This window comes from Bradyrhizobium liaoningense (assembly GCF_018130785.1).
GTDB lineage: Bacteria > Pseudomonadota > Alphaproteobacteria > Rhizobiales > Xanthobacteraceae > Bradyrhizobium > Bradyrhizobium liaoningense_A.
The window spans coordinates 537714-564173 of the sequence record NZ_JAFCJT010000002.1; the positions used below are offsets into that span (position 1 = coordinate 537714).

Consider the following 26460-nt stretch of genomic DNA (forward strand, 5'->3'; position numbering starts at 1 on the left):
GCTGAAGCAGCAATGGGAGTCGGAATGAGAGTGCTGGTGATCGGCGCGGGCGCGCTTGGCGGCTATTACGGAGCGCGCATGGCCCGAGCCGGGCGCGACGTGACTTTTCTGGTGCGCGAGAAGCGGGCCGAGCAATTGCGCCGGGCCGGATTGCAGGTCGTGAGCCCGCATGGCGACTTTGCGGTGCAGCCGAAGATCCTGCTGGCGAATGATCTGAAGGAGACGTTCGACGTCGTGCTCGTCGGCGTGAAATCCTATTCGCTCGACGACGCGATGAGCCAGTTTGCCCCGGCCGTTGGCACCGATACGATGATCCTGCCGATCCTGAACGGATTGAAGCATATCGACGCCCTGACCTCGAGGTTCGGCGCCGCCCGCGTCCTCGGCGGCCTGGCGAACGTCAGTGCCGGGCTCGACGCCGATGGCCGTGTCGTTCAGTTCATGGCCAATCAGACGATTGTCTTCGGTGAGCTCGATGGAGCGTTGAGTGAGCGTGCGCTCGCGCTGGAAACACTGCTCCACGTCCCTGGTATCGACGTGCGCGCCAGCGAAGCGATCATGCAGGACATGTGGGAAAAGTTCGTTCAGCTCAGCACGCTCGCCGGCATCACCTGCCTGATGCGCGCGAGTATCGGCGACATCCTGGCCGTGCCGAACGGCGAGCAGTCTATTTTCCGCTTGTTCGCGGAATGCTGCGCCATTGCGACGGCTTCCGGATTTGAGCCGCGCGCGCCGTTCATCGAATTCGACCGAAGACTGTTCACGACCCCGGACTCGCCGCTCAAGGCGTCGATGCTGCGCGACATCGAGCGCGGCTCGATCACCGAGGCGGAGCATATTCTCGGCGATATGGCCAATCGCGCCCGTGCACTTGATATCGATGCGCCGCTGCTTAATCTGGCTCGCGCGCATGTGGCGGCCTACGAAATCGGGCGGCAAAGAGCAGTAGGCTAGCCCGCCCCGATCAGCGGGATCGCCTCGTCCCGCTCGTAGAGATACAGCAGGCAGCGTAGCGCCTCGCCACGCTCGCCCTTCAACTTCGGGTCGTCCTTGAGGATGCGTAGCGCCTCGTCACGAGCCTGCGTGATGAGCTGGCCGTGGACCTCCGAGCGCGCGATGCGATAGCCGGGCAGGCCGCTCTGGCGCACGCCGAGCACGTCGCCTTCGCCCCGCAGCTTCAGATCTTCCTCGGCGATGCGAAAACCGTCGGTGGTCTCGCGGATGACCTTCAGCCGCGCCTTCGACATCTCGCCGAGCGGCTCGCTGTAGAGCAAGAGGCAGGTCGAGGCTTCCGAGCCGCGCCCGATGCGGCCGCGCAGCTGGTGCAACTGGGCCAGTCCAAAACGTTCGGCGTTCTCGATCACCATGATGGTCGCGGCCGGCACGTCGACGCCGACTTCGACCACGGTGGTCGCAACCAGAAGGCCGATCTCGTGGGCGGCGAACTGGCCCATCACGCGGTCCTTCTCGGTGCCCTTCATCTGGCCGTGGACGAGGCCGACGCGGTCGCCGAAACGCTTTTGCAGGCTTTCGAACCGTTTTGTCGCATTGGTCAGGTGCTCGGTACCCTCGGCCTCGGATTCCTCGACCAGCGGGCAGATCCAGTAGACCAGCTTGCCCGCCTGCAACGCGCGGCCGATGCTATCAGTGACCTCGTCGAGGCGGCTCATCGAGATGGTGCGGGTCTCGATCGGCTGACGGCCGGCGGGCTTTTCGCGCAACTCGGAGATGTCCATGTCGCCGAAATAAGTCAGCACCAGCGTGCGCGGGATCGGCGTCGCACTCAGCACCAGCACGTCGACGGCCTCGCCCTTCGAGGTCAGCGCCAGGCGTTCGCGCACGCCGAAACGATGCTGCTCGTCGACGACGGCCAGGGCGAGATCGTTGAAGATCACGTCGTCCTGGATCAGCGCGTGGGTGCCGACGAGGAGATTGATTTCGCCGGCTTCAAGTTGCGCCAACAGCTCGCGTCGCTCCTTGCCCTTTTCCCGGCCGGTAAGGATGGCCACCCGCAGCCCTGCGCGCTCCGCGAGCGGGGCGATGGTCTTGATGTGCTGCCGCGCCAGGATTTCCGTCGGCGCCATCAGCGCGGCCTGCTTGCCGACCTCAGTGACGGCAGCGGCCGCCAGCAGCGCCACCACGGTCTTGCCGGAGCCGACGTCGCCCTGGAGCAGGCGCAGCATGCGCACCGGTTGTTGCAGATCGTTGGCGATTGCCGCGGCGGCGTCGCGCTGGGAAATCGTCAATGCATAGGGCAGCGCGTCGATGATCCTGTTGCGCAAGTGACCGTCGCCGGCGTTGCGGACGCCGGCCGGGCGGCGCAATTGCGCGCGGATCAAGGCCAACGCGAGCTGTCCGGCCAAAAGCTCGTCGAAGGCGAGGCGCGACCAGAACGGCTTTTCCGGCAGGATGTCCGTGAGCTCGACCGGCTGATGGACGCGGGTGAGCGCCTCACCGATCGGCGGAAAATTGCAGCGGCGCATCACCTCCGGGCTGATCCATTCCGGCAAGGCCGGCAGCTTCTGCAGCGCCTGCGCCACCGCGCGGCGGAGCGAGCCGAGCGCCAGGCCGGTGGTCAGCGGATAGACCGGATCGATGCCGGAGAGTTTTGCGATCGCCTCCTCGTCAAGCACGCGGTCGGGATGCACGATCTGCGGGATGCCGTCGTACGTCTGGAGGGTGCCCGAGACGAAGCGCTTCTCGCCGACAGGCAGCAGCTTTTCGACATAGCCGGGCTTGGCGTGGAAGAAGGTCAGCACGACATCGCCGGTTTCGTCACTGGCGTAGACCAGATACGGCGCGCGGGCGTTGCGTGGCGGAGGCGGGCGATGGCGATCGACGGTGACCTCCAGCGTCACCATGGTTCCCTGGACGGCGTCGCGGATCTTTGGCCGCGCGCGGCGGTCGATGACCTGGCTCGGCAAATGCAGCAACAGGTCCACCAGCCGCGGCGTCTCATTGCGACTGAGCAGATACTGCAGCAGCTTGTCCTGCTTCGGACCGACGCCGGGCAGGCTGGTCACGGGAGCAAACAGGGGATTGAGCAGGCTGGGGCGCATTTTTGGAATCTAAGGTTGTTCCTCGCCGTCATGCCCGGCTTTGTGCCGGGCATCCACGTCTTTTTTCGCGCCGCTCGCCGGGCAGCGGGCCATGCCAAATCGAGGGCTGACAGGGGCGGTCCGAGTGGCTATATCACCCCGGCCCGGCACGTCCGGGCTTTCTGCGTTTGACTGGATTTGAGACATGACGGGGACGACACGATCGAGCAACGGGCTGGACGATCGCCGCAAGCGGCTCTTGTTCCGCTGCTGGCACCGCGGCACGCGCGAGATGGACCTGATCCTCGGCCGTTTCGCGGATGCCGAGATCGGTAATCTGACCGACGCGGAGCTGACCGAGCTCGAGACCCTGCTCGAGGTCAACGATCCCGATCTCTATGCCGCCATCACCGGTGACAAGGTGCTGCCAGCCGATGTCACCGGCGCGCTGTTTGCCCGCATCAAGGCGTTTCCGATCGCGGACCGCGACGCATGAAGCAGGGGATGAAATCTCCGGCCGAGCTCCTGACGCCCGGCCGTGCGCTGACGCTTGCCAACGTCGCTGAAGGCGCCGAAGGCCTGGTCGTCTCCGACCTGGCGCGGGCCATCGCGGCGCGGCCGAAGAAACCGGCCGTCAGCCTGGCCGTGGTCTGCCGCGACGGTGCGCGGATGCAGCAGCTCGAGCGCGCGCTGCAATTCTTCGCGCCCGATCTTCCGGTGCTGACCTTTCCGGCCTGGGACTGCCAGCCCTACGACCGCGTCTCGCCGCATGGCGGCATCCTGGCGCAGCGCCTGACCACGCTGGCGCGGCTTGCCTCGCTCACCGGCAGCGACAAGCCGCTGATCGTGCTGACCACGGTCAACGCGGTCGTGCAGCGCGTGCCCTCGCGCGATCTGGTCGCGGCGCAGGCGCTGTCGGTCGCCCCCGGCAACGTGGTGCCGATGGACACCATCGTCGCCTGGCTCGAGCACAACGGCTACAACCGCTCCTCGACCGTGCGGGAGCCCGGCGAATATGCCGTGCGTGGCGGCATCCTGGACCTGTTTCCGGCCGGCCTGGAGCAGCCGGTCCGTTTCGATTTCTTCGGCGACAGCCTGGAATCGATCCGCACCTTCGACGCCGAAACCCAGCGCACGCTGCTCGACATGCGCTCGCTGGACCTCGTTCCGATCTCGGAATTCCAGCTCGTCACCGACACCATCCGTCGCTTCCGCATGGGCTATGTCGCCGAGTTCGGCGCGCCCGAGCGCGACGATGCACTGTATGAGGCCGTCAGCGAAGGCCGCCGCCATCCCGGCATGGAACACTGGCTGCCGCTGTTCCAGGACCGGATGGACACGCTGTTCGACTATCTGCAAGGCGCAGCCATTGCGATCGAGCCGCAGGCCGAGGACGCCGTCCGCGAGCGCTTCAAGCAGATCCTGGACTACTATCAGGCCCGCCGCGACGCGATGGAGCATCCGGGCGGCGGTGCCATCTACAAGCCGCTGCCGCCTGACAGGCTCTATCTCACCGACGAGGAATGGACCAGGCGCGAAAGCGAGATGTCGCTGGTGCGGCTGACGCAGTTCTCGGTTCCGGCCGATGGTGCGACAATCGTCGATGCCGGCGCCCGCAAGGGCCGCGACTTCGCACCCGAACGCAACGACACCACCGTCAACGTGTTCGAGTCCGTCGTCAGCCACGTGATGGCGCTGCACGCCCAGCGCAAGAAGGTGGTGATCGCGCTGTGGAGCGAAGGCTCGCGCGACCGCATGACCTCGATGCTGCGCGACCACAAGCTGACGCATACGACCAGCGTCAATAGCTGGCGGACAGTGCAGGCGACCCCGCGCAACGAGACCATGCTCGCTGTGCTCGGCCTGGAAAGCGGTTTCGAGACCGACGAGATCGCGCTGATCAGCGAGCAGGACATCCTTGGCGACCGCCTGGTCCGGCCGCGCAAGGCCAGCCGCAAGCTCGACAATTTCATCTCGGAGGTGACGAGCCTTGCCGCGGGAGACATCGTCGTCCACGTCGATCACGGAATCGGCCGCTTCATCGGCCTGCAGACCCTCGACGTCGCCGGCGCGCCGCACGACTGTCTCGAGCTGCATTATGCGGCCGAGACAAAGCTGTTCCTGCCGGTCGAGAACATCGAGCTGCTGTCGCGCTATGGCTCCGACCAGACCACGGTCGAGCTCGATCGCCTCGGTGGCGGCGGCTGGCAGACCCGCAAGGCGAAACTGAAGAACCGCATCCGCGAGATCGCGGGCGAATTGATCAAGATCGCGGCCGCGCGCCATTTGCACGAGGCGCCAAAGCTGCCGGTGCAACCAGGCCTTTACGACGAGTTCTGTGCGCGCTTCCCCTATGACGAGACCGAGGACCAGCTCGGTGCCATCGAATCCACGCTGAAGGACCTCGAACTCGGCCGTCCCATGGACCGGCTGATCTGCGGCGACGTCGGCTTCGGCAAGACCGAGGTGGCGTTGCGTGCGGCCTTTGCCGTCGCGCTCGAAGGCAAGCAGGTCGCTGTCGTGGTGCCGACCACGCTCTTGGCTCGCCAGCACGCAAGAACCTTCACCGAGCGTTTCAAGGGCTTTCCGGTGAACGTGGCGCAGGCGTCGCGCCTGATCGCGACCAAGGAGCTGAACCTGGTCAAGAAGGGCATTGCGGACGGTTCGGTCGACATCGTCGTCGGCACCCATGCACTGCTTGGCAAGGCCATCAAATTCCGCGATCTCGGTCTCGTCATCGTCGACGAGGAGCAGCATTTTGGCGTCACTCACAAGGAGCGGCTGAAGGCACTTCGTTCCGAGGTGCACGTGCTGACGCTCTCGGCGACGCCGATCCCGCGCACGCTCCAGCTCGCGCTGACCGGCGTCCGCGAGCTCTCGATCATCGCATCGCCCCCGGTCGACCGTCTCGCGGTGCGCACCTTCGTCGCCCCGCATGATCCGCTGATGATCCGCGAGGCGCTCTTGCGCGAGCGCTATCGCGGCGGCCAGGCGTTCTATGTCGTGCCGCGCATCGACGACCTCGCCGAGGTCAAGGACTTCCTCGACAAGAACGTGCCGGAGATGAAGGTCGCGGTCGCGCACGGCCAGATGCCGCCCGCCGTGATCGAGGACATCATGACCGCGTTCTACGATGGCAAGTTCGACATCCTGCTGTCGACCACCATCGTGGAATCCGGCCTCGACATCCCCAATGCCAACACGCTGATCGTGCATCGCGCCGACATGTTCGGTCTCGCCCAGCTCTATCAGCTCCGTGGCCGTGTCGGCCGCTCCAAGCTGCGGGCCTATGCGCTGTTCACGCTGCCGGCGCAGCAGAAAATCACGGCGCAGGCCGAGCGCCGGCTCACCGTGCTGCAATCGCTGGAGACCCTGGGCGCGGGCTTCCAGCTCGCCTCGCACGACCTCGACATCCGCGGCGCCGGCAACCTGCTCGGCGAGGAGCAGTCCGGCCACATCAAGGAGGTCGGCTTCGAGCTCTACCAGTCGATGCTGGAGGAGGCGATCGTCAACCTCAAGGCCGGCGTGTCCGAGCCCGCCGCCGATCGATGGTCGCCCTCGATCACCATCGGCATGCCCGTTCTGATTCCGGAAGACTATGTCGGCGATCTCTCGGTGCGGTTGTCGCTGTACCGGCGTCTGGCCGATCTCGACACCGAGGAGGAGATCGAGAACTTTGGCGCGGAGATGCGCGACCGTTTCGGCGTGCTGCCGGACGAGGTGCGCTATCTGTTCAAGGTCGCCGCGATCAAGGCGTTCTGCCGCAAGGCCAATGTCGGGAAGATCGACGCCGGCCCGAAGGGCGCTGTCATTGCCTTCCGCGATAATTCGTTCGCCTATCCCGACCGCCTGGTGTCGTTCATCCGCAGCTATGGCCAGGCCGCCAAGGTGCGGCCCGACATGAAGGTGGTGTTCCTGCAGGACTGGGAGACGCCGGAAGAGCGTCTCGCCGGCACCACGGAGATCATGCGGCAGCTGGCACAGCTCGCGCAGAGCAAGAAGGCGGCGTAATTGTTCCGAGCGCCGCTGGAGCGGTACTTGGATACAAAACAGCGGCATATGGCCACTTGCGGAATGATCGAACGACAGCCATGTTCGATTCGTCGAGTTCGGCCGACGATTTGGCCTCGCCGCTGATTGCGTGCCCGACTGATGACCTGATTCGTGTGACCCGCGACTGGTTTACCGGCCGCGGGTTTTTTGTACCGCAACGCGGGGCTAGCCCGCCCATTGAAACTGCTGAGGTTGCGAGCTTGTCTATCGATATCGATTCAGGTCAGGAACACGATGATGAACACGACGACGTCATGTATCCGCAGGTCCTGCCGTTTGTATTAGTCCACGCGGGATGCGTCGCGGCGATCTGGTCGGGCGTCTCGTGGCAAGCCGTTGCCATTTGCGCGGTTCTGTACTGGTTGCGCATGTTTGCGATCACCGCCGGGTATCACCGGTATTTCTCGCACCGGGCTTACGCGACGAGCCGGGTGTTTCAGTTCATCCTGGCCTTCCTTGCCCAGAGCAGCGCTCAGAAAAGCGTCCTCTGGTGGGCTGCCAAACATCGCCATCATCACCTTCACTCGGATACGGCGAAGGATGTGCATTCGCCCCGGCACAAGGGCTTCCTCTACAGTCATGTCGGCTGGATATTCTACCGGCAGCACGATGCAACCGACCTGGTGAAGGTATCGGATCTCGCGTCGTATCCCGAGTTGATGTGGCTGCACAAACTGGAGCTTCTGCCGGCATTCGTGCTCGCGGGCCTCTGCTTCCTCATTGCGGGGTGGTCAGGACTCGTGGTCGGCTTCCTCTGGAGCACCGTGCTGGTGTATCACGGCACGTTCTGCATCAACTCCCTCGCACATGTTCACGGCCGCAGGCGGTATGTGACCGGTGACGATTCCCGCAACAACTGGCTGCTCGCTCTCGTCACGATGGGTGAGGGATGGCACAACAATCACCACGCCTATCAGGCCAGCGCTCGGCAGGGCTTCCGCTGGTATGAGGTCGATCTGACCTATTATATCCTGGTGGTCCTGTCCTGGCTCGGGATCGTCCGGGATCTCAAGATGCCGCCGAAGCAAGTTCTGCGCAACGAACATCGGTTGGGATCACGCGTGGTCAAGCAGGCGGCCGAGCAGCTCGCGGCCCGCTTCAATCCTGAACACATCGCGTCGGCGATCAGGACGTCGATCCATGAGACCGAATTGTCGGTGCGGGATGCGATCCACCTGTTGCAGCACCGTGCCGATCTGCGGCTGGCCAGCATGCCGACGCGCGACCAGTTGCTGGCCGAGGCGCAGCGCATGTTCGCCAAGACCATATCGCTGGACGACATTGTCGACCGGGCCTACGAGCTCCTGCATGACTCCGTCGGATTTCTTCTGGCGGCGCCTGCTCCCGCTCTGGCGACCAGCGCTCAGCCAGGGACGAATGGTGGCGCTTAGCGCGCTACCGTAGGGTGGGCAAAGCGGAGCGTGCCCACGCGTTTCGTCTTTGTTGAAAATGGTGGGCACGGCGCTGCGCGCCTTTGCCCACCCTACGGCAGCGAGGTTGTGGCTACGACGCCGCGCGCGACGCGTCGGCTGAGAGACGCCCGAGCAGTGACCGCGCCGTATCCGACGGCGACAGCGAGTCCACGCTGACGACGGGATCGCTGCGCATCTCGTGCTTGCCGTTGGAGGTGTGCCGCATCACCGCCGACAGGCGGCGGGCGATCATGTGGGCGGTGCGGAAGTCGGTCTCCGCGAATACGACGATGACAGAGCCGTCCTTCTGCGCCGCGCCAAAATCCATCTGCCGCATCAGGCGGCTCAGGATCCGTGCGGCGTCGAGCTGGGCGCGGGAATTGCCGGGCTCGAAGGCGAAGCGCGCCACGGAGAGGCCGCCGCCGCGGGCGAGAGTCTGCTCGACCGCCTTGGCGAAATCGCGGGCAAAAGCTTCCACCGTGAGCAGGCCGCTGCGCGGATCGAGCCAGCCGCCGGCATCGATCGAGCGCAGCGTGCGGCTCAGTTGCGCTTCCATCGCGTGCTGGCGGATCAACGGCAGCGCGTTGGCGGCGACCTTCGCCGGCTCGCCCGGGATCAGCTCGAGATTGGGCAGGTCGTAAGTCTGCGCGAGCTGGTGCGCGGTGACGACCACGGGCAGGCTGCGGAATCGGGTGTCTTCGGCGAGCACCGTGAGGAAGGCGTCAGTGACGCGCGCGGTGAAACCTTCGGCGAGCACGACGCCATCGATATCGCGGGTGTTGAGATGCTTGGCCGCGGCCTCGATCGAGAGCGCGCCGACGACCCCGACGCGTTCGCCGAGTGCAACGGAGAGCACAGGATAGGCTGCGCCGCGGCCGATCAGGAGCACGGTTGCATCGCGTGCCGGATCACTCTCCGGCAACCCGACTTTCGCCTCCGGCAGCCGGCGCAGAACCGTCGCATGGAGGGTACGTACGCGCAGCGCGGCGCGGAGCCGCGCGACGAGGCGGTCGGAGTTACCGCCCCGCGAGGAGAACGGCAGGGCGTTCTGCGGCAGCGTGCCCGCAGCATCGAGTGCCACGAAAGGCAGGTAGGGCGATTGGTCCGCGATCTTCCTGGCGAGCGTCGCCAGATGTGGTTCGTGCCCGACATGCATCGCGGCGAGGACCGCGGCCGGCTGCACCTGCTCGACCGCGCGCGCCGCGCTGGCCCAGTCGGCGTCGACGACGGGAAAGAGACGGCCCTCGTCCAGTGCCGCAATGAAGGGCGGCCGCTGGGCATTGGACACAAACAGGATCGGGCCCGCCTGGGACATCGCAAACTCTGATCACGCAACAGATGCTGCGCAATCTAGTCCGGTCGCCTTAATGCAGCGTCAATGGATGGGGCGAAACTGCGCTTAAACCGGCCCGGAGCGGTCGCGAAAAGCCTCGACCATCAGGGGGTTAAGCCCAAGTTCATTGAGCGCTTCGCGGGCGCGGGCATTGTCTTGCGCCCGTCCCGCCAGCCGGTGACCCGAGAGCCGGTCGGGCAGCGCGGTGAGCAGGGCGCCCTGGCCGAGCCGGCGCGCCCATTCCTGGAGGTCGTTGGACAGGAAGCGGTAGCCGCCGACGGCCATGATGCCGGAGGGCGGCGCGGTGATGCAGATCGCGCCGCTCGGACGGTCGAGCCGCGCGGCATAGCCGGTGTCGACATAATCGCGCGGCGGCTGCGCCGTCAGGGTGTCGCCGACCGGCTGCGGCGGCGCGTAGGCCGCGATCGGCACCATTGCTCCGCGCAGGCCGAGCGTGCCCTTGGGGGTCAGCAGGATCTCGCCGGCGATAGAGGAGCCGGCCTGCTCGCGCGGGGCGCCGTGCGGTCCGGGCATCACGGGCACCGGCATGCCGTCCTCGCCGCGGCGGGCGCCGAACAGCCCGGCCTCGCCGAACAGATAGACGTCGGTCAGCGGTGCATGCGGCGCGATCCAGGCATCGCTCGCCGCCACCTGCTCGGGCGCGCGCCAGAGGCCGATGACGTTGCGCAAGCTCGGCATCCGCGCCGCGAGATCGGAATCGCCGAGCCGCAGCGCGAGCTGCGCGGGGGCGATCAGCACCTCGCATTCGTGCTCGTTGATCTGCTGTTCCAGCACATCGTTCTCGAAGGGATGATGCAGCGCCAGCGCGCCGCCGCAGAGCAGCCACACCGCGAGCGAGGAGGCGAGGCCCGCGAACGACATCGGCGTGAACGCCGCCATCACGGTCGCGCCCTGCTTGATGTCCGCCTCAAGCGACATCGCGAGCCCGCCGGCGATCAGGCTAAAATGCGGCCGCGGCACCGGGCGGAAGCCTTCCGCGGTGACGTCGAAGGAGATCATCGCCGCCTTGCGGCCGTCCTGGATCACGGCGCGCGTTGTGCCGGGCGGGCGGGCCAGCACGTCGTCGAGCGAGGCCATGCCCTCGGGCAGGTCGGCGCCGAAACCGCAGACGTACCGGATCGAGAAGGCCTCTGCGGCGGCATGCATCGCGAGGTCGGAATAGCTGACGCCGTCGACCTTGCTCATGGTGACGATGGCGCGCGCCGCGGTGCGGTTCAGCGCGGCGGTCAGTTCCGCATGGCGCCAGAGCAGCGGCAGCACGGCGACGACAAGCCCGGCGCGATGCGCGGCGAGCACTGTCAGCACGAACTCGACCGTAGCAGGCAGCTGGATCGCGATGACGGAATTGGCCGGCAGGCCCGATTCGACGAAATGCGCCGACAGGGCCTCGATGGCGGTGTCGGCCTCGGCGTAGGTCATCCGCCGCGGCTGGTGGCCGGTCACGCGGGCCTTGTTGAGGGGATCGAGCAGAGCGGGCGCGTGCGGTTGCCGCATCAGCGTGCGCTGAAACAGCGTGTCGAGCGTCGGCGATACGGCTGGCTGATTCACGGCGTCACTTCGCTTGCGGCTGTCCCTTCGACCACCAGGTCTCCGGCAGGTAGCCGGACAGCGCGGTGGCCTTTGGCCGTTCTATCCGATTCCAGCGTGCGATCCATTGCTCGGATACGTTAAACAGGGGGATTGTATAGAAACCGGAGATCAAGGCGCGGTCGAGCGCCCGCACCGCCGAGACGAAGGCCGTATGATCACGGGCCTCGAGGAGAGCGTCGATCATGGCATCGACGGCGGGATCTTTGGCCCCCATGTAGTTGCGCGTGCCCGGATTGTCTGCGGCCGCGCTGCCCCAATAGAAATACTGCTCGTTGCCGGGCGACAGCGACTGGTCCCAACGGTTCTGGATCATGTCGAACTCGTAAGCGAGCCGGCGCTGGTCGAACTGCACGGGATCGACCGCGCGAACGGTCGGCTCGATGCCGGCGCGCTTGAGGTCGCGCTGGAACGCGAGCGCGATGCGCTCCTGGTCGCGGGTCGTCACCAGCATCTCGAAGGTGAAGGGGGCTTTTGTCGCGCGGTTACGCAGCACGGTGCCGTCGAGATCGTAGCCGGCGTCCGACAGGAGCTTGAGTGCCGCGCGCAGCTTCGTCCGGTCGCGCCCCGAGCCATCAGTTACGGGCAGGCGGTAGCCGTCCATGACGTCGGGCGGAATCTGCGCGGCAAAGGGTTTCAGCAGCTCGCGCTCGCGCGCATCCGCGGGCCGGCCATAAGCCGACAGGTCGGAGCCGGCGAAATACCCGGCAACGCGCGAATAGAGTCCGAAGAAGTAGTTGCGGTTGATGAGCTCGAAATCGAGCAGCAGCGTCAGTGCCCGGCGCACGCGGATGTCGGCGAAGATCGGGCGGCGCGTGTTGAACACCAGGAATTCCGAAGGCTGCGGCACGCCGGGCTTGACGGTGTCGCGGATCACTTCGCCGCTCTTGGCAGCCGGAAAGTCGTAACCATCGTGCCAGCGCAGCGGCTCGTGCTCGACGCGGAAATCATAGAGGCCGCGCTTGAAGGCCTCGAACTGGCCGTTGGCCTCGCGAAAATAGTCGAGCCTGATCTCGTCGAAATTGTAGAGCCCGCGATTGATCGGCAGATCGCGCCCCCAATAATCGGGATTGCGCGTGAGCGTGACGCTGGCGCCGGGTTTCACCGCGGCGACGCGATAGGGGCCCGAGCCGACCGGGCCGGTCAGCGTCGTCTCCTCGAAGGTCGCGACATCCACTGCATGCTTCGGCAGGATCGGCATCAGGCCGAGGATCAGCGGCAATTCCCGGTCCTTGGCGCCGGCCAGATCGAAGCGGACGGTGAGAGGATCGGGCGCCTCGGCCTTGGCGACCTTGGCGTAATACTGCCGATGGTTGGGGCGGCCGTGATCGCGCAGCAACTGCCAGGAGAACAGCACGTCCTCTGCCAGTACCGGCTTGCCGTCGGAGAATCGGGCGCGGGGATCGAGGCGGAACGTGACAAAGCTCCGCTCGTCATCGGTCTCGACCGATCTGGCGAGCAGGCCGTAGAGCGTGAACGGCTCGTCATTGCCGCGCGCGAGCAGGCTCTCGACCACGTAGTTCCGCACCGGCTGCACGGCCAATCCCTTGACGATGAAGGGATTGAGGCTGTCGAAGGTGCCGAGAATGCCCCAGGTCAGCCGGCCGCCCTTGGGGGCATCAGGGTTGGCGTAGGGCATGTGGGTGAAATCGGCCGGCATCGCCGGTTTGCCGTGCATCGCGATGGCATGGGCTTCCTCGGCTCCCGCGCCGCTTGCGGAGAGCGCCAAGGCGAGGACGAAGGCGAGAAAACAGAGGCGGGTGCCAAGGCCCTCAAGAAGGCCCTCGAGAAGGCGCTGGAACATGAACATCGGCACACGTTGATTCGAGGACCGGCGGGCCTGAATCCTATCACAAGGAATTTCACGGAGCGCAGGCCCAAGAGCGGTTCAAGCCGTGGCCAAAGACGCTTGTCGGCATTGATCTTTTCGTCGACCACGTTAAGAAGGCGGGCAATCGCGCAAGAGCGTCGAGCCCGTCACTTATCCGCCTCAATTGACGGGGAGAGAGCCGCGCCCAACGCGGCTAGGTTCGTCGCTTCGGAGCGGTTCGGGCACTTCCCGTTCAGAAAGGGTTTTCCGCAATGAATTTCCGTTACTTGGCCGCGTCCGTACGGCCGCGCGGGCGACTTCTCGCCTTGTTGACGGCGACGGCGTTGGCCGTTCCGTTTGCCGCCGAGGCCCAGACCCCGGCGCCGGCCCCCGGCGCACCCGCCGCGCCCAAGGCGGCACCGAAAGCCGCTCCCAAGGCTGCCCCCAAGGCTCCGGCGCCGGCTGCCCAGGCTCCCGCCCAGCCGGCTCCCGCGCAGGGCGCTCCGGCGCAGCAGGGCGCGGCCCAACCGGCTGATCAGCAGATCCAGCTGATCTACGCTCCCTGGACCAAGTTCTGCCTCAAGGGGCAGGACGCGAACGCCAAGCAGGTCTGCTTCACCGGCAAGGACGGCCGCATCGAGTCGGGCCAGCCGGTCATCGCGGCCGTGATCATCGAGCCGGAAGGCGAGCCCAAGAAGATCCTGCGCGTGACGCTGCCGCTCGGCATGCAGCTCGTGCACGGCACCCGCATCATCGTGGACAACAATCCGCCGTTGCAGAGTCCCTATGTGATCTGCTTCCAGAACGGCTGCATGTCGGACTACGAAGCCACGCCCGAGCTCATCGGCAACATGAAGAAGGGGCAGAACCTCGTTGTCCAGGCGATCAATGCCAACGGCGCGCCCCTGACGCTGCCGCTGCCGCTCGCCGGCGAATTCCAGAAGGCCTATGACGGTCCGCCGACCGATCCGAAGGTGTTCGAGGAAACCCAGAAGAAGCTCCAGGAAGAGCTTCAGAAGAAGGCCGACGAGCAGCGCAAGAAGCTCGAGCAGCAAGGCACGCCTCCCGGCGCCGCTCCGGCCGGCCAGAAGTAAATCGGGACTCAAATCCGGGACATGAAAAAGGCGCTCGGTTCGAGCGCCTTTTTTGCGGGCCGCATGATGCGGCAAAACTCAGTTCAAGCTGGCTCAGTTCAGCGACGGATTGCGCGGGCGGTAGCCGCCGGTTTTGTCCTTGATGAAGATCTCGGCAACTTGCGAATGGCGGATCGGCTCGCCGGAATCGTCCGGCACCAGATTCTGCTCGGAGACATAGGCGACGTATTCCGATTCTGCGTTCTCCGCGAGCAGGTGGTAGAACGGCTGATCCTTGTGAGGCCGCACCTCCTCGGGGATCGACAGCCACCACTCCTCGGTGTTGTTGAATTCCGGATCGATGTCGAAGATCACGCCGCGGAACGAGAAGATCCGGTGGCGCACGACCTGTCCGATCTGGAATTTGGCGGTCCGGGCTTTAATCATTCCTCGTCGATAGACCAGGATTGTGGCCGATGCTAGTGCCCTGATCTGTAATTAACCTTCGGCTAAGGGGCAGATAGCCCCCAAATCCTCAGAAAACACTTCATCAATGGTCGATATCCTCAATCTGGCGCTACCTTATTTCGGCTTGATCTTCGTCGGATTCGCCTGCGGCAAAGCCAAATCGCTGCCGGAATCGGGCCTCGCCTGGATGAACTTCTTCCTGCTCTACGTGTCGCTGCCGGCGCTGCTGTTTGCGATCATGTCGAAGACGCCGTTTGCGGAATTGAACAACCCGCCGTTTCTGGTGGCAACCACGCTGTCCACGGTTGCGGCATTCACCCTGGCGCTGGTGGTCGGCAAGGTTTTGGGACGGCTGACGCTGCGCGAGGCGACGCTTGCGGGCCTCTCCGGCGGCTATGGCAATATCGGCTACATGGGGCCGGGGCTGGCGCTCGCCGTGCTTGGACCGAAGGCCTCGGCGCCGACCGCGCTGATCTTCTGCTGCGACAGCATCTTCCTGTTCACGATCGTGCCGCTGCTGATCGAGCTCTCCGACCGCGACCATCCCTCGCTGGTCCATGCCTTCGGTGTCGTGCTGAAGCAGATCGTTCTCAACCCGCTGATCATGTCGGCCTGTTTTGGCGCGGCCGTGGCGGCGCTTCATATCGAACTGCCGGTCGCACTCGACCGCACCATCACGTTCCTTCAGAACGCAGCCGCACCGACCGCGCTGTTCGTGCTCGGCGTGACCGTGGCGCTCCGCCCGTTCAACCGTGTGCCGTGGGAAGTGCCAGGCGTGATCGCGGTGAAGCTATTGATCCACCCGCTCGCCGCGTTCGGCCTGATGCTGGCGTTCGGTCCGTTCGCGCAGCCCTGGGCCGCGACCGCCGTGCTGATGGCCTCGCTGCCGCCGGCGCTCAATGTGTTCGTGATCGCCCGGCAGAACGACGCCTGGATCGAATCCGCTTCCGTCGCGGTGCTGCTCGGCACCTTCGCATCCGTGGTCACGCTGACCAGCGTGATGTGGGCGATCCAGACCGGCCGGCTGGCGTTTCCGTAAGCGGGCCTACCGCCGCCACGTCGGGGTCAGGCCCTCGCGCATGGCGAAGCGCCTGAGCGGGCCGATGGCGCCGAGCAGGTGCATGCCGACCGCGCGCACCGGCTGGAGCGGCAGAAAGTCGTTGAGCAGGGAGCGGTTGGCGATGTCGATCGCAAACGTGCGGCTCAAAATATCCGGACGCCGCGCGCGGTCGTAGCGTTTGAGCAGGTCGGGTGCGCCGGGATCCTGGCCCGCAGCGATGGCTTCGCCCGCGAGCCTGGCGATGTCAGCGGCATCGCGCAGGCCGAGGTTGAGGCCCTGGGCGCCGATCGGTGGAACCACATGGGCGGCCTCGCCGACCAGCGCGATGCGGTCGCGGCCGAAGGATTTTGGACGCTCGATCGCAAGCGGGAAAAGGTTGCGGCCCGGCTCGACCGTCATGCGTCCCAAAATGGAATGCGACTGCCTTTCGATCGCTGCGGACAGCTCCGCGTCGCTCAAGCCGCGAAGCCGCTCAGCTTCCGCAGGCGCCGCGACCCAGACGATGCTGGAGCGGTCGCCGGGCAGGGGCACGAACACGCAAGGGCCATGCGGCGTGTGGAACTCGGTCGAGACGTTGCGATGCGGGCGCGCGTGGCCGACATTGAAGGTCAGCGCCGTCTGCGTCAGGTCGCGCCGCGTCACCGCGATGCCGGCGGCCTCCCGGCACAGCGAGTGGCGGCCGTCGGCGCCGACCACGAGCCGGGCCGAGAAGAATTGAGCGGACGCCGTGCGGATCGCGACGTCGTCGGCTTCGATGACGACGCTTTCGGCCTCGTCATCGCAACGGACGAGGTTGGACAACTCGGCCGCGCGTTCTTCCAGCGCCAGCATCAGCGAGCGGTTGTCGATGTTGTAGCCGAAGGCGTCGAGCGCGATTTCGTGACAGGAGAACCGGACCTCCGGCGCGCGGAACAGCCGGCCGGTGTCGTCGACGAGGCGCATGATTTCGAGCGCGGCCGCCTTGTCCTTGCAGCGCGGCCAGACGTCGAGGCTCTCCAGGAGCTCGACGGAGGCGCCGAGCAGGGCGGTGGTGCGGTTGTCGGCATAGGGCACGCGCCGCGCCACCAGCGCGGTCCGCGCGCCGGCCTGCGCCAGTGCAATCGCCGCCACCAGTCCCGCCGGTCCGCCGCCGATCACGGCCGCGTCAAAAAGTGTCGATGCGTCTGTCATGGAACGACATTTGACACGCCCCACGGCAAATTCAAGCCCACCTATTTTTCCCTGATTTTATCGCGAATTGTGCGACCGCGCGCCGCAATGGCGGATGTGCAAACCGGTCTCATTCTGATAGCAGAAGCCATGGATACTCAGTTGGATACCCAGCAGGATTCCCTGAAGCCGAGACCGGCGATCCGCGCCGCGGCCTTCTCGGTGCACATCTTCACCGCATTCGGCGCGGCCATCGCGCTCTTGGCCATGCTGGAGGCCGTGCGCGAGCATTGGGCGGCGATGTTTCAGTGGCTGGGCGTCGCCCTGATCATCGATGCGATCGACGGGCCGATCGCCCGCCGGCTCAACGTCAAGGACGTACAGCCGAACTGGTCGGGAGACGTGCTCGATCTCGTGGTCGACTTCGTCACCTATGTCTTCGTGCCGGCCTATGCGATCGTGGCGAGCGGGCTGTTGCTGCCGGTGGCCGCACCGCTGCTCGGCATCGCCATCATCGTCACCAGCGCACTATATTTCGCCGATCTGCGTATGAAGGCGGACGACAATCATTTCCGCGGCTTTCCGGCGCTGTGGAATGCGGCGGCATTCTACCTGTTCCTGCTGCACTGGCCGCCGCTGGCATCGACGCTCCTGGTCGCTGCGCTTGTCGTGCTGACTTTCGTGCCGTTCCACGTGCTGCATCCGGTCCGGGTCGTGCGGCTGCGCTGGCTGACGATGTCGCTGATCGCGATCTGGGCCGTGCTGGGCCTCTACGTGCTGGAGATGGATTTTCGCGTCGGCGCGGGCGTGACCATCGTGCTCTGCGCCATCGCGCTCTGGATCAGCTTCAGCGACGCATTGATCCGCTTGGCAAGATCCTTCGCATGATGCACCTCCTCACTAGTCCTGAAGCTTGGGCCGCACTGCTCACCTTGACCGCGCTCGAGATCGTGCTCGGCATCGACAACGTCATCTTCCTGTCGGTGATCGTGTCGCGCATCCCCGAGAAGCAGGCCCACCGCGCCCGCCAGATCGGGCTCGCGCTGGCGCTGATCTTCCGCATCATCCTGCTCAGCCTGCTGGTCTGGCTGATCGGCCTGACCGCGCCGGTGTTTTCGTTTTCGGGTTACGGCTTCTCCTGGCGCGATCTCATCCTGATCGGCGGTGGGCTGTTCCTGATCGCCAAGGCGACGCACGAGATCCACGCCGAGGTCGAAGCCGATGAGGCCGAAGGGGGCCGCGAATCCGGTGGCAACGCGTTCTTTTTGGTGATCGTCCAGATCATCATCATCGACATCGTGTTCTCGCTGGACTCGATCATCACCGCGATCGGCATGGCGCAGGACATCGAGATCATGATCGCGGCCGTCGTAATCGCCTGCCTGATCATGTACATTTCGTCCGGGCCGGTGTCGCGATTCGTCGCGGAGCATCCGACCACCAAGATGCTGGCGCTGGCTTTCCTTGTGCTGATCGGTGTCGCGCTGGTCGCGGACGGATTCCAATTCCACATTCCGCGCGGCTACATCTATTTCGCAATTGCGTTCTCGGCGGCGGTGGAATTCTTCAACGTGCTGGCGAAGCGTAACCGCCGGAAAGCCCGCAAGCCGTCCATCTAGTCGTTCCAATCTGGGTCGAGTTGACAAGGCGGGCGCGATGTCTTTCGCTCATCCGCGAGAAGCCCGAGAGGAGGTCAGGTGATGACCAAAGCCGTCCGTGTGCACAAGGTCGGAGGCCCCGAAGCCCTGGTCTATGAGAGCGTCGAGGTCCCGGCGCCTGCTACCGGCGAGGTGCGCATCCGCCAGCATGCGGTCGGGCTGAACTTCATCGACGTCTACTATCGCACCGGCCTCTACAAGGCGCCGGGGCTGCCCTTCATCGCCGGCAACGAGGCGTCGGGCGAGGTCGTCGCGGTCGGGCCCGGCGTGACGCATTTCCATCCTGGCGACCGCGTGGCCTACTACCACAATCTCGGCGCCTATACCGGCGAGCGCAACATCCCCTGGGAGAAACTGGTCAAGCTGCCCGACCACATCACGCACGAGCAGGGCGCCGTGCTGATGCTGAAGGGGCTGACGGTCTGGTATCTCCTGCACAAGACCTTCAAGGTCGAGCCGCATCATCGCGTGCTGGTCCATGCCGCGGCCGGCGGCATCGGCCTCCTGGCCTGCCAATGGGCGAGGGCGCTCGGGGCCCATGTCATCGGCACGGTCGGCTCGCGCGAGAAGGCCGAGCTTGCGGAAGCCAATGGCTGTGACCACGTCATCCTCTACAACGAAGAAGATTTCGTTGCGCGCGTGAAGCAGATCAGCCGCAACGAGGGCTGCGACGTCGTCTATGACGGCGTCGGCAAGGCGACATTCCCGGGCTCGCTGTCGTGCCTGAAGCCGCGCGGCATGTTCGTCTCGTTCGGCAATGCATCAGGTCCCGTGCCGCCGTTCTCGATCGCCGAGCTCAACAATCACGGCTCGCTGTTTGCGACCCGGCCGAAGCTGAACGACTATGTCGGCACCCGCAAGGAACTGCTGGAAGGCGCGGACACGCTGTTTTCCGCCGTCATCAACGGCAAGCTGCACGTGCCGATCAACCACGCCTACGCGCTGAAGGATGCCGCGAAGGCGCATATCGACCTCGAAAGCCGCAAGACCACGGGCGCGTCGATCCTGAAGCCGTAGATCGTGCTTCGAGAAAGCCGTCATGGCCGGGCTTGACCCGGCCATTCACGCCTTGACGCGCGGAACGAAGAACGTGGATGCCCGGGACAAGCCCGGGCATGACGGAAAGTGGGAAGCTCTACGCTACCCGCCTTGCCGCGCCCGCCTTCGTCAGGATCGTATCGAGACAATCGATCATCTCGGCGATCTCGGCCCGCGTGACGTTCAGCGCCGGCATGAAGCGCAGCGTGTCGAGCTGCGGCGCGTTCAGCAGCACGCCGGCCGCGAACGCCTGGGCGACGATGCCCGGTGCGATCGGAAGCTTGAGATCGAGCGCGAGCAGGAGCCCGCGTCCCCGCACGCCGCCGAGACCGTGCCGGGCCGAGACCTTCTGCAACTCGCTTTCGAGCAGCAGGCCGGTCTCGGTCACCGCCTTCAGGAAGTCGGGCTTGCCGACCTCCGCGAGCACTGCAAGCCCCGCCGCGCACATGATCGGGTTGCCGTTGAAGGTGCCGCCCTGATCGCCGTGCTCGAAGCAGGAGGCGCGTTCGGTCGCGAGCAGGGCCGCGAGCGGCACGCCGCCGCCGATGCCCTTGCCGAGCGTCATGATGTCGGGCGCGATCCCGGTGTGCTCGTAGTGGAAGAGCTTTCCGGTCCGGCCCATGCCGGTCTGGATCTCGTCGAAGATCAGGAGCAGGCCGTGTGCCTCGGTGAGCGCGCGCAGTTCCTGCAAGAACCGATCGGTCGCGGGCCATACGCCGGACTCGCCCTGGATCGGCTCCAGCATCACCGCGACCGTGTTGTCGTTGATCAGCTTTTCGACCGAGGCGATGTCGTTCAGCTTCGCTTTCTTGAAGCCGGCAACCTTCGGCTCGAACAGCGGCTCGAACGCCTTCTTGCCCGAGGCGGACATCGTCGCCAGCGTCCGGCCGTGGAAACCGCCTTCGAAGCTGATGATCTCAAACGCGCCGCCCTTGTGGAGGCTGCCATATTTGCGCGCGAGCTTGATCGCACCCTCGTTGGCCTCCGCGCCCGAGTTGGCGAAGAACGCTTGGTCGAACGCGCTGCTTGTGACCAGCGCCTGCGCCAGTTTCAGGCTCGGCTCGTTGTAGAAGGCCGGGCTCGGCGTCAGCAGCCGCTTGGCTTGCGCGGTCAGCGCGTCGGCGATCCCAGGCGGGGAGTGGCCGAGGCAGTTGACGGCCCAGCCTTGCACGAAATCGAGATAGCGCTTGCGGCTGTCGTCCCAGAGGTAGGAGCCGGCGCCGCGGACGAACACGGCCTTGGGCCGTGCGGTGATGTCCATCAGCGCGTCGTACGGATGCGTCGTCATGTCGAACTCCTCTGGGGGCGGGTGAAAAAGGCATGCGAAAAGCAGAAAGGCCGCACCTTGCGGGTGCGGCCTTCTCGAAAACTCGGCTGAACTCAGTGGTTCAGCGGCGTCGTCGGACATGGCGCACCCTCTCATCGTCGCGGAAGCGACGACGGAGCATTTCGGTGCGCAGGTGGGTCCGAGCCTTGATCATGGGGCGCGTCCCTACTGCCGAAGGGCAGGGCTTGTCAACCCCATGCTCGGGCAGCGTTCACCCCTCAACGACCGCGCGAGCGTCGCGTTCACGAGCATCGAGCGATGGTCCCTGGCCGGCACTGTAGGACGGCCTCGCCTCAAGGATCGGCGCCTCCACCCCGACGGCCATCAGCGTTGTGACGATGATCGTCAGGGCAACGTACACGATCAAACCTGCGGGGGTCTCGGCTGCGCCGAGGCGGTCGAGCGCTGCCAGCACGGGCAGCTTCTGCTGTCCGAGACTGCCTTATCCTGAGGGGCGAGATCGATCGCGGTCGCGATCGGTAGCCGCCCGCTCCGGGTCGCCCTTGCGGCGATAAAGCTTCGCAGTGCGTAGCTTGCTCAGCGAGTTCATCGCGCCAATCGGCCCCCGTAATCGTGGTTGTATGTCATTTGATTCCGGTACAGAAACCAACGAGCCTCTAGCGCGTTTGTGATCGCAGGACGCAAATTGGTTCGAACCGAACGTATCCCGACTCAGACCAAGAAGACGGGACCAACCAGATAGTTTAAACGCCTTGTCCGATACGCCTTATCCGATCGACCTCGACAGCATTCGCGGCGCGTTTCCGCCGGGCATCGAGGCGCCCTCCCTGCTGGTCGACTTTGCCGGTTGGCTGAACGGGCGCCCCTGGGGCAGCGTCGGCTGCTTCTCCCTGCAAGGCCAGTTCTCCGATTCCGCGCCGATCGTCGACGGCAGCCCGTTGCGCGACAGGTTTTCACTGTTCATGCGGCTGCCGGATGGCTCGGCCGTCGGCGGCTGGTATGGCGCGGGCCTGGACCGGGACAATCCGCCGATCGTGGGTCTGGGCTCCGAGGGCGACTACGAGCTGCTGGCGCCGAGCCTCGACGGGTTGCTGGCGAAGCTGACGTGGCAGCAATTCGACAAGCCGTGGAGCGACCTGCTGCCGCATGACGAGGTCGAGTGCCAGACGGACGCGCTCGCGCGATGGCTTGCCGGACAGCCGGCCGGCGACAAGGCGGCATGCGACGACGGCGCGCCTGAGCTGCCCGATTTCCGCGGCTTCGTGGAAAAATGGAGCCGCGATCGCGAGGACTATTGGGCCAATCATCGCCTGATGGCCGAGCTCGGCTGGCGGCTCGCTGCGCATTTGCCCAAGGGCAAGAAACCCTGGGACACCACGCGCTTCGAAGTCGCGATCGTCGGCAAGCAGTACCTGGCCCGCGTCCTGACGCGCGGGCCGCAGCCGTTCGAGGAGGCTGCTGCGATCGAATCCTTGCTGCGCGATTTGCGCGAGGAAATGCGCCGTGCGCAACCCGAACTCGGGCTGTGGTACGCGATGAAATTCGGTCTTTATGCCGACGGCCGTGTCATGCCGAATTTCGAATACGATGTGCGACCGACCATCGACGGCGAGCCGGCGCTGCTGTCCGAGGCGAAGGCCGATCTCGCCCGCGCCCCGCGCCCCGAGCGCTGGGTGCCGAAATGGCTGGCGTGACGCGCAACGCCTAGCTGTCGCACTTGAAGGGTTGGCGCTGCACCAGCGACTGACCGCAGCACTTATCCCAACCACGCGCCTTGTTCACGGAGACGCACTGGTCGTAAGTGCACGTCTTGCCATTTGCTTGTGATTGCGGCGCCTTTTGCTGAGCGGAGGCGGGACTGCCGATGGCGACGATGAGAAGAACAGTAAGAACAAGTGCGCGCATGAAAAATTCCTCTAGTCGCGCGGCGGCTCTTTGACGATGTTGCGGTTGTAGGAAATCGCAGCGTCTACTTGCGGACTATCCTGTAGCCGCTATCCTGCCGCCGGTTCTTTTGGGGGAGATTGCGATGAAAATTCTACGATTGAGTGTGTTGGCTGCGTTCGTTTTCGCTTCACAGGCCGCCTTGGCGCAAATGGTCATGAAGACCGAGCCTCCTGCGGGACAGCTCGGCCCCGGCCAAGTTGTCTATGTCGAGTGTGGCCCCGGCAAAGCCATGAAGATCACGGGCGGAGGCAACGTTGGTTCAAACGGCGTCGTTGGCCAGGGACAGCGCCGTCAGCGCGGACCGTGCGTGGCAATGAAGCGCTAGCGGCAAGCGTCTCTATCACTTCGGCGAGGACGGAGTTTACCGGGCGACCGTGGACTAGGCGCCGTCGACGAGCGCCGTCAGAACCCCGCGACGCTGCCGTGCAGATCGTACTGGTCGGCGCGCTCGATCTTCGCGGTGACGATCTCGCCGACGCGCAACGGGCGGCGGCTGGAGAGATAGACCGCACCGTCGATCTCCGGCGCATCGGCCTTGGAGCGGCCTTTTGAAACCGTCGGGCCGACCTCGTCGATGATGATCTGCTGGCGCGTACCGACCTTGCGCTTCAGCCGCCGCGCGGAGATCTTCTGCTGGCGGGCCATCAGCGCGTTGTAGCGCTCCTGCTTGACCTCTTCCGGGACAGGGTTCTCGATCGCATTCGAGGTCGCTCCCGCAACCGGCTCATATTTGAAGCAGCCGAGGCGATCGATCTCGGCCTCTTCCAGCCAGTCGAGCAGATAGGCGAAGTCGGCATCGGTCTCGCCGGGGAAGCCCACGATGAAGGTCGAGCGCAAAGCGAGGTCAGGGCATTCCTCGCGCCATCGCTTGATCCGCGCCAGCGTCTTGTCCTGCGCCGCCGGACGTTTCATCGCCTTCAGCACCTCGGGGCTCGCGTGCTGGAAGGGGATGTCGAGATAGGGCAGCACCTTGCCCTCGTTCATCAGCGCGATGACCTCGTCGACATGCGGGTAGGGGTAGACATATTGCAGCCGGACCCAAGCGCCGAGTTCGCCGAGCTCGCGGGCGAGGTCGAGGAATTTGGCGCGGACCTGGCGATCCTTCCACGGGCTCTCGGCATATTTGAGATCGACACCATAGGCCGAGGTGTCCTGCGAGATCACCAGCAGCTCCTTGACGCCGGCGCCGACGAGGCGCTCGGCCTCGCGCAGCACGTCATTGGCCGGACGCGAGACGAGGTCGCCGCGCAGCTTCGGGATGATGCAGAAGGTGCAGCGGTTGTTGCAGCCCTCGGAGATCTTCAAGTACGCGTAGTGGCGCGGCGTCAGCTTGATGCCTTGCGGCGGCACCAGATCGAGATGCGGATTGTGGGCCGGCGGCAGCGCACGGTGCACGGCGTCGAGCACGCTCTCATATTGCTGCGGGCCGGTGATGGAGAGCACGCCGGGATAGGCCTGCTCGATCTGCTCGGGTTCCGCGCCCATGCAGCCGGTCACGATCACCTTGCCGTTCTCGGCCATGGCGTCGCCGATCGCCGAGAGCGATTCCTGCTTGGCGCTGTCGAGGAAGCCGCAGGTGTTGACGATGACGATGTCGGCGCCGTCATGCTTGCGGGCGAGCTCGTAGCCCTCGGCGCGCAGGCGCGTGATGATGCGCTCGGAATCCACCAACGCCTTGGGGCACCCGAGTGACGTGAATGAAATACGCGGCGCTCTTTCCATGTACTCGCCTGGAACCTGCAGCTGAATTGTTTGGAATTGCGTTCCAAGTAATTGATCCGATACAAAAATTCAACCGCTACGGCTGTTCCAGTGACGGTAAAATGAGGCATGGCCGGCAGCCGCCGCTTCAGGCTCTGCGCCAGGATAGCCGCGGCTGCTGCGGTCGCTGACAGGACGATCGGGGTTAGTTGGCGGCGCCCTCGACGGCAAATGTGCGGTACGTGGCGTATTTCTCGCCGATGGCTCGAACTTGGACATAGGCCGGATCGCTTCGCCAGGCTCGTAGCGCCTCCATGTTCGGATACATGTAGATCACCACGCGCCCGGGTGGATTTCCGTCAACCCCAACGACCTGCGCACCGGTCGCCGCGGCGCCTGCAGCCGCCACCAATTTCCCGCCATGTGCCTTGATGATCTCCCTCGCCTTGGGGAGATATTCCTTGGCATAGCCATCGGGATCGGAGACGTCGATTTGGCCGATCAGATAGGCGGACGGAGGAGTTTCGCCGTGGAGCGCTTGGCTGCCAAAGGCGCCTAATGCGGTACACGTCAACATGACGAGACCGATCCTGCATCGAGAATTCATGTGGGCCTCCTCTCATGTTTTGCCACTGCTGCGAGCGGTAGCCGCGCGGGACTCTCCACGGGAGTTCAAAATGTGTCCAATGCATATATTCTCTCAGGACTTATGCTCCGGTGGTATAAGCGAGCATGAACCTTCGACAGGCCCTCACATTTCTGACTGTGGCCGAGCTCGGCGCCGTCTCGAAGGCTGCCCTGCGGCTGCGCGTCGCCCAGCCGGCCTTGTCCAGGCAAATCATGGGTCTTGAGCAGGAACTGGGCCTGCGTCTGTTCGACCGGGTCGGGCGCCGTCTTGTGTTGACCGGCGAGGGCGAGCAGTTGATTGCGGGCTGCCGGCTGCTGCTCAACAGCGTCAGCTCGCTGAAAGAGCAGGCTCAACTGCTCCGTCAGGGAGACACAGGGGTTCTCAAGATCGCCGGCTCGCCTCAGCACATCGAGAGCGTGCTATCGCAATTTCTTCACCTGTACGCGAAGCGATATCCCAGGGTCGAGATAAGGATCAGGGAAGGTACGGGCAGCGAAATACTGACGATGCTCGAGCGCGGCGAAATTCATCTCGGCCAGAACCTGCTGCACGCAGTCAAGCTGAACGAACAGCATTTCGGCAGTCTTCCGCTTGGATCTGTGCAGTTGCTGGCTGCGTGCAATCCTTCGATGCCCCTCGGTCCCGATCGTACCATCGAGATAACCGATCTCGCCCGGTTTCCGTTGCTGCTGCTGGACACCGGGTTCGGGTTTCGCCGCGCTTTCGATGCAGCAAGCCGTGTGGCTGGACTGAAACCGACGATCATGTTCGAAAGCCGCAATCCGCATACTTTGTTGGCACTCGCCGAGGCTGGCCACGGCGTCGCGATCATCCCTTCCCAACTTCAGTGCTGGCGTTACCAATTGAGGATCGTCGGTCTCACGCATAGGCGCCGCATCTTGCAGGAACCTCTGACCATCTCGTGGGATAAGCGGCGCCCCTTGCCGCGTTTCGCGACTGATTATTGTGCAATGCTCGCCGAGCATATGCGCGAGACGTTTCCGATCACGCGCCCAACTGAGCCGGCGGCGGCAAAAAGGCGCGTTCGGTCCGCCGTAAGGCGCGACACACGCCAGCCTCTCAGGGGTGCCGGGGCGACACGAAGCTGATCTTGGGTGCAGCTATCTGATCCATATCTGATCTGCCTGACGGACTGGCCTCGGCTAGTCCCAATTGCCCATAATTACAACCCTTTG

General features: G+C 64.9%; 23 protein-coding genes. 12 read left to right on the forward strand and 11 right to left on the reverse strand.

Annotation, left to right across the window (positions count from 1 at the left end; genetic code table 11):
• Nucleotides 1-24: 24 nt before the first annotated feature.
• On the forward strand, nucleotides 25-954 hold the full coding sequence (panE, locus tag JQ627_RS08205) for a 2-dehydropantoate 2-reductase (protein ID WP_212484089.1): 930 nt from the start codon (nucleotides 25-27) through the stop codon (nucleotides 952-954).
• Here panE and recG read toward each other — a convergent pair.
• The gene (gene recG, locus JQ627_RS08210) at nucleotides 951-3059 is read right to left on the reverse strand and encodes an ATP-dependent DNA helicase RecG (protein WP_212483692.1); all 2109 of its coding nucleotides are present in this window, start codon (nucleotides 3057-3059) and stop codon (nucleotides 951-953) included. The genes panE and recG overlap by 4 nt on opposite strands.
• 184 nt (nucleotides 3060-3243) lie before the next feature.
• Between recG and JQ627_RS08215 the strand changes: the two genes are divergently transcribed.
• The 3 genes from JQ627_RS08215 (at nucleotide 3244) to JQ627_RS08225 (ending at nucleotide 8482) form a co-directional block, all read left to right on the forward strand.
• Complete coding sequence (locus tag JQ627_RS08215) at nucleotides 3244-3534, forward strand: succinate dehydrogenase assembly factor 2 (RefSeq protein ID WP_212483693.1); 291 nt, start codon at nucleotides 3244-3246, stop codon at nucleotides 3532-3534.
• Entirely contained in the window at nucleotides 3531-7049 is a 3519-nt protein-coding gene (gene mfd, locus JQ627_RS08220; RefSeq protein ID WP_212483694.1) for a transcription-repair coupling factor, read from the forward strand. Before JQ627_RS08215 ends, mfd begins: the two co-directional genes overlap by 4 nt.
• Before the next feature lie 296 nt (nucleotides 7050-7345).
• Nucleotides 7346-8482: an acyl-CoA desaturase gene (locus JQ627_RS08225; RefSeq protein WP_212484090.1), complete on the forward strand. Its 1137-nt coding sequence runs from the start codon at nucleotides 7346-7348 to the stop codon at nucleotides 8480-8482.
• 112 nt (nucleotides 8483-8594) lie between these two features.
• Here JQ627_RS08225 and JQ627_RS08230 read toward each other — a convergent pair whose 3' ends face one another.
• The 3 genes from JQ627_RS08230 to JQ627_RS08240 form a co-directional block, all read right to left on the reverse strand.
• On the reverse strand, nucleotides 8595-9818 hold the full coding sequence (locus JQ627_RS08230; protein WP_212483695.1) for a GGDEF domain-containing protein: 1224 nt from the start codon (nucleotides 9816-9818) through the stop codon (nucleotides 8595-8597).
• An 84-nt stretch (nucleotides 9819-9902) separates the two neighbouring features.
• Nucleotides 9903-11405, reverse strand: coding sequence for a class I adenylate-forming enzyme family protein (locus JQ627_RS08235; protein ID WP_212483696.1), 1503 nt, complete (start codon nucleotides 11403-11405; stop codon nucleotides 9903-9905).
• A 4-nt stretch (nucleotides 11406-11409) separates the two neighbouring features.
• Nucleotides 11410-13254 (reverse strand): extracellular solute-binding protein, encoded by a 1845-nt coding sequence (locus JQ627_RS08240; protein WP_212484091.1) that lies wholly within the window; start codon nucleotides 13252-13254, stop codon nucleotides 11410-11412.
• 272 nt (nucleotides 13255-13526) lie between these two features.
• On the opposite strand from JQ627_RS08240, the gene JQ627_RS08245 reads away from it, so the two are divergent.
• Complete coding sequence (locus tag JQ627_RS08245; protein WP_212483697.1) at nucleotides 13527-14348, forward strand: invasion associated locus B family protein; 822 nt, start codon at nucleotides 13527-13529, stop codon at nucleotides 14346-14348.
• A gap of 93 nt (nucleotides 14349-14441) precedes the next feature.
• On the opposite strand, the gene hspQ is transcribed toward JQ627_RS08245, so the two are convergent.
• Nucleotides 14442-14774: a heat shock protein HspQ gene (gene hspQ / locus JQ627_RS08250; RefSeq protein WP_014495177.1), complete on the reverse strand. Its 333-nt coding sequence runs from the start codon at nucleotides 14772-14774 to the stop codon at nucleotides 14442-14444.
• 106 nt (nucleotides 14775-14880) lie between these two features.
• Here hspQ and JQ627_RS08255 point away from each other — a divergent pair, with 106 nt between their 5' ends.
• Nucleotides 14881-15834 carry an AEC family transporter gene (locus JQ627_RS08255; RefSeq protein WP_071913784.1) on the forward strand — a complete coding sequence of 318 codons (954 nt, stop codon included), beginning with the start codon at nucleotides 14881-14883 and terminating at the stop codon, nucleotides 15832-15834.
• Between the two features lie 6 nt (nucleotides 15835-15840).
• Here the strand turns inward: JQ627_RS08255 and JQ627_RS08260 are convergent, their stop codons facing one another.
• Nucleotides 15841-17025, reverse strand: a complete 1185-nt coding sequence (locus JQ627_RS08260; protein WP_212483698.1) for a UbiH/UbiF family hydroxylase — start codon at nucleotides 17023-17025, stop codon at nucleotides 15841-15843.
• An 87-nt stretch (nucleotides 17026-17112) separates the two neighbouring features.
• On the opposite strand from JQ627_RS08260, the gene pcsA reads away from it, so the two are divergent.
• The 3 genes from pcsA (at nucleotide 17113) to JQ627_RS08275 (ending at nucleotide 19679) form a co-directional block, all read left to right on the forward strand.
• Nucleotides 17113-17892, forward strand: coding sequence for a phosphatidylcholine synthase (pcsA, locus tag JQ627_RS08265; RefSeq protein WP_212483699.1), 780 nt, complete (start codon nucleotides 17113-17115; stop codon nucleotides 17890-17892).
• A complete protein-coding gene (locus JQ627_RS08270) occupies nucleotides 17889-18623 on the forward strand; it encodes a TerC family protein (RefSeq protein WP_212483700.1) in 735 nt (244 codons plus the stop codon). The genes pcsA and JQ627_RS08270 overlap by 4 nt, the downstream gene beginning before the upstream one ends.
• A gap of 81 nt (nucleotides 18624-18704) precedes the next feature.
• Nucleotides 18705-19679 (forward strand): quinone oxidoreductase, encoded by a 975-nt coding sequence (locus JQ627_RS08275; protein ID WP_212483701.1) that lies wholly within the window; start codon nucleotides 18705-18707, stop codon nucleotides 19677-19679.
• Nucleotides 19680-19797: 118 nt separating this feature from the next.
• On the opposite strand, the gene JQ627_RS08280 is transcribed toward JQ627_RS08275, so the two are convergent.
• Nucleotides 19798-20988 (reverse strand): acetylornithine transaminase, encoded by a 1191-nt coding sequence (locus JQ627_RS08280; protein WP_212483702.1) that lies wholly within the window; start codon nucleotides 20986-20988, stop codon nucleotides 19798-19800.
• 250 nt (nucleotides 20989-21238) lie between these two features.
• A complete protein-coding gene (locus JQ627_RS08285; RefSeq protein WP_212483703.1) occupies nucleotides 21239-21442 on the reverse strand; it encodes a hypothetical protein in 204 nt (67 codons plus the stop codon).
• Between the two features lie 298 nt (nucleotides 21443-21740).
• Between JQ627_RS08285 and JQ627_RS08290 the strand changes: the two genes are divergently transcribed.
• Entirely contained in the window at nucleotides 21741-22682 is a 942-nt protein-coding gene (locus JQ627_RS08290) for a hypothetical protein (protein WP_212483704.1), read from the forward strand.
• A gap of 10 nt (nucleotides 22683-22692) precedes the next feature.
• Here the strand turns inward: JQ627_RS08290 and JQ627_RS08295 are convergent, their stop codons facing one another.
• Complete coding sequence (locus JQ627_RS08295) at nucleotides 22693-22893, reverse strand: hypothetical protein (protein WP_212483705.1); 201 nt, start codon at nucleotides 22891-22893, stop codon at nucleotides 22693-22695.
• Nucleotides 22894-23017: 124 nt separating this feature from the next.
• Between JQ627_RS08295 and JQ627_RS08300 the strand changes: the two genes are divergently transcribed.
• Nucleotides 23018-23260: a hypothetical protein gene (locus JQ627_RS08300; protein ID WP_212483706.1), complete on the forward strand. Its 243-nt coding sequence runs from the start codon at nucleotides 23018-23020 to the stop codon at nucleotides 23258-23260.
• A 77-nt stretch (nucleotides 23261-23337) separates the two neighbouring features.
• On the opposite strand, the gene rimO is transcribed toward JQ627_RS08300, so the two are convergent.
• Both rimO and JQ627_RS08310 read right to left on the reverse strand, forming a co-directional pair.
• On the reverse strand, nucleotides 23338-24657 hold the full coding sequence (gene rimO, locus JQ627_RS08305; protein WP_212483707.1) for a 30S ribosomal protein S12 methylthiotransferase RimO: 1320 nt from the start codon (nucleotides 24655-24657) through the stop codon (nucleotides 23338-23340).
• 184 nt (nucleotides 24658-24841) lie between these two features.
• Entirely contained in the window at nucleotides 24842-25243 is a 402-nt protein-coding gene (locus JQ627_RS08310) for a DUF1330 domain-containing protein (RefSeq protein ID WP_249142949.1), read from the reverse strand.
• Nucleotides 25244-25368: 125 nt separating this feature from the next.
• Here JQ627_RS08310 and JQ627_RS08315 point away from each other — a divergent pair, with 125 nt between their 5' ends.
• On the forward strand, nucleotides 25369-26373 hold the full coding sequence (locus JQ627_RS08315; protein ID WP_212483708.1) for a LysR family transcriptional regulator: 1005 nt from the start codon (nucleotides 25369-25371) through the stop codon (nucleotides 26371-26373).
• Nucleotides 26374-26460 lie beyond the last annotated feature (87 nt).

What these genes read in the sequence shown, in the direction of transcription:
- JQ627_RS08310 (WP_249142949.1), bottom strand. Translation starts at nt 25,243, where the DNA reads ATGAATTCTCGATGCAGGATCGGTCTCGTCATGTTGACGTGTACCGCA.
- JQ627_RS08315 (WP_212483708.1), top strand. Translation starts at nt 25,369, where the DNA reads ATGAACCTTCGACAGGCCCTCACATTTCTGACTGTGGCCGAGCTCGGC.
- JQ627_RS08275 (WP_212483701.1), top strand. Translation starts at nt 18,705, where the DNA reads ATGACCAAAGCCGTCCGTGTGCACAAGGTCGGAGGCCCCGAAGCCCTG.
- JQ627_RS08295 (WP_212483705.1), bottom strand. Translation starts at nt 22,893, where the DNA reads ATGCGCGCACTTGTTCTTACTGTTCTTCTCATCGTCGCCATCGGCAGT.
- JQ627_RS08245 (WP_212483697.1), top strand. Translation starts at nt 13,527, where the DNA reads ATGAATTTCCGTTACTTGGCCGCGTCCGTACGGCCGCGCGGGCGACTT.
- JQ627_RS08260 (WP_212483698.1), bottom strand. Translation starts at nt 17,025, where the DNA reads ATGACAGACGCATCGACACTTTTTGACGCGGCCGTGATCGGCGGCGGA.
- JQ627_RS08280 (WP_212483702.1), bottom strand. Translation starts at nt 20,988, where the DNA reads ATGACGACGCATCCGTACGACGCGCTGATGGACATCACCGCACGGCCC.
- JQ627_RS08215 (WP_212483693.1), top strand. Translation starts at nt 3,244, where the DNA reads ATGACGGGGACGACACGATCGAGCAACGGGCTGGACGATCGCCGCAAG.
- recG (WP_212483692.1), bottom strand. Translation starts at nt 3,059, where the DNA reads ATGCGCCCCAGCCTGCTCAATCCCCTGTTTGCTCCCGTGACCAGCCTG.
- JQ627_RS08255 (WP_071913784.1), top strand. Translation starts at nt 14,881, where the DNA reads ATGGTCGATATCCTCAATCTGGCGCTACCTTATTTCGGCTTGATCTTC.
- pcsA (WP_212483699.1), top strand. Translation starts at nt 17,113, where the DNA reads ATGGCGGATGTGCAAACCGGTCTCATTCTGATAGCAGAAGCCATGGAT.
- JQ627_RS08240 (WP_212484091.1), bottom strand. Translation starts at nt 13,254, where the DNA reads ATGTTCATGTTCCAGCGCCTTCTCGAGGGCCTTCTTGAGGGCCTTGGC.
- JQ627_RS08300 (WP_212483706.1), top strand. Translation starts at nt 23,018, where the DNA reads ATGAAAATTCTACGATTGAGTGTGTTGGCTGCGTTCGTTTTCGCTTCA.
- hspQ (WP_014495177.1), bottom strand. Translation starts at nt 14,774, where the DNA reads ATGATTAAAGCCCGGACCGCCAAATTCCAGATCGGACAGGTCGTGCGC.
- JQ627_RS08225 (WP_212484090.1), top strand. Translation starts at nt 7,346, where the DNA reads ATGTATCCGCAGGTCCTGCCGTTTGTATTAGTCCACGCGGGATGCGTC.
- JQ627_RS08270 (WP_212483700.1), top strand. Translation starts at nt 17,889, where the DNA reads ATGATGCACCTCCTCACTAGTCCTGAAGCTTGGGCCGCACTGCTCACC.
- JQ627_RS08230 (WP_212483695.1), bottom strand. Translation starts at nt 9,818, where the DNA reads ATGTCCCAGGCGGGCCCGATCCTGTTTGTGTCCAATGCCCAGCGGCCG.
- rimO (WP_212483707.1), bottom strand. Translation starts at nt 24,657, where the DNA reads ATGGAAAGAGCGCCGCGTATTTCATTCACGTCACTCGGGTGCCCCAAG.
- panE (WP_212484089.1), top strand. Translation starts at nt 25, where the DNA reads ATGAGAGTGCTGGTGATCGGCGCGGGCGCGCTTGGCGGCTATTACGGA.
- mfd (WP_212483694.1), top strand. Translation starts at nt 3,531, where the DNA reads ATGAAGCAGGGGATGAAATCTCCGGCCGAGCTCCTGACGCCCGGCCGT.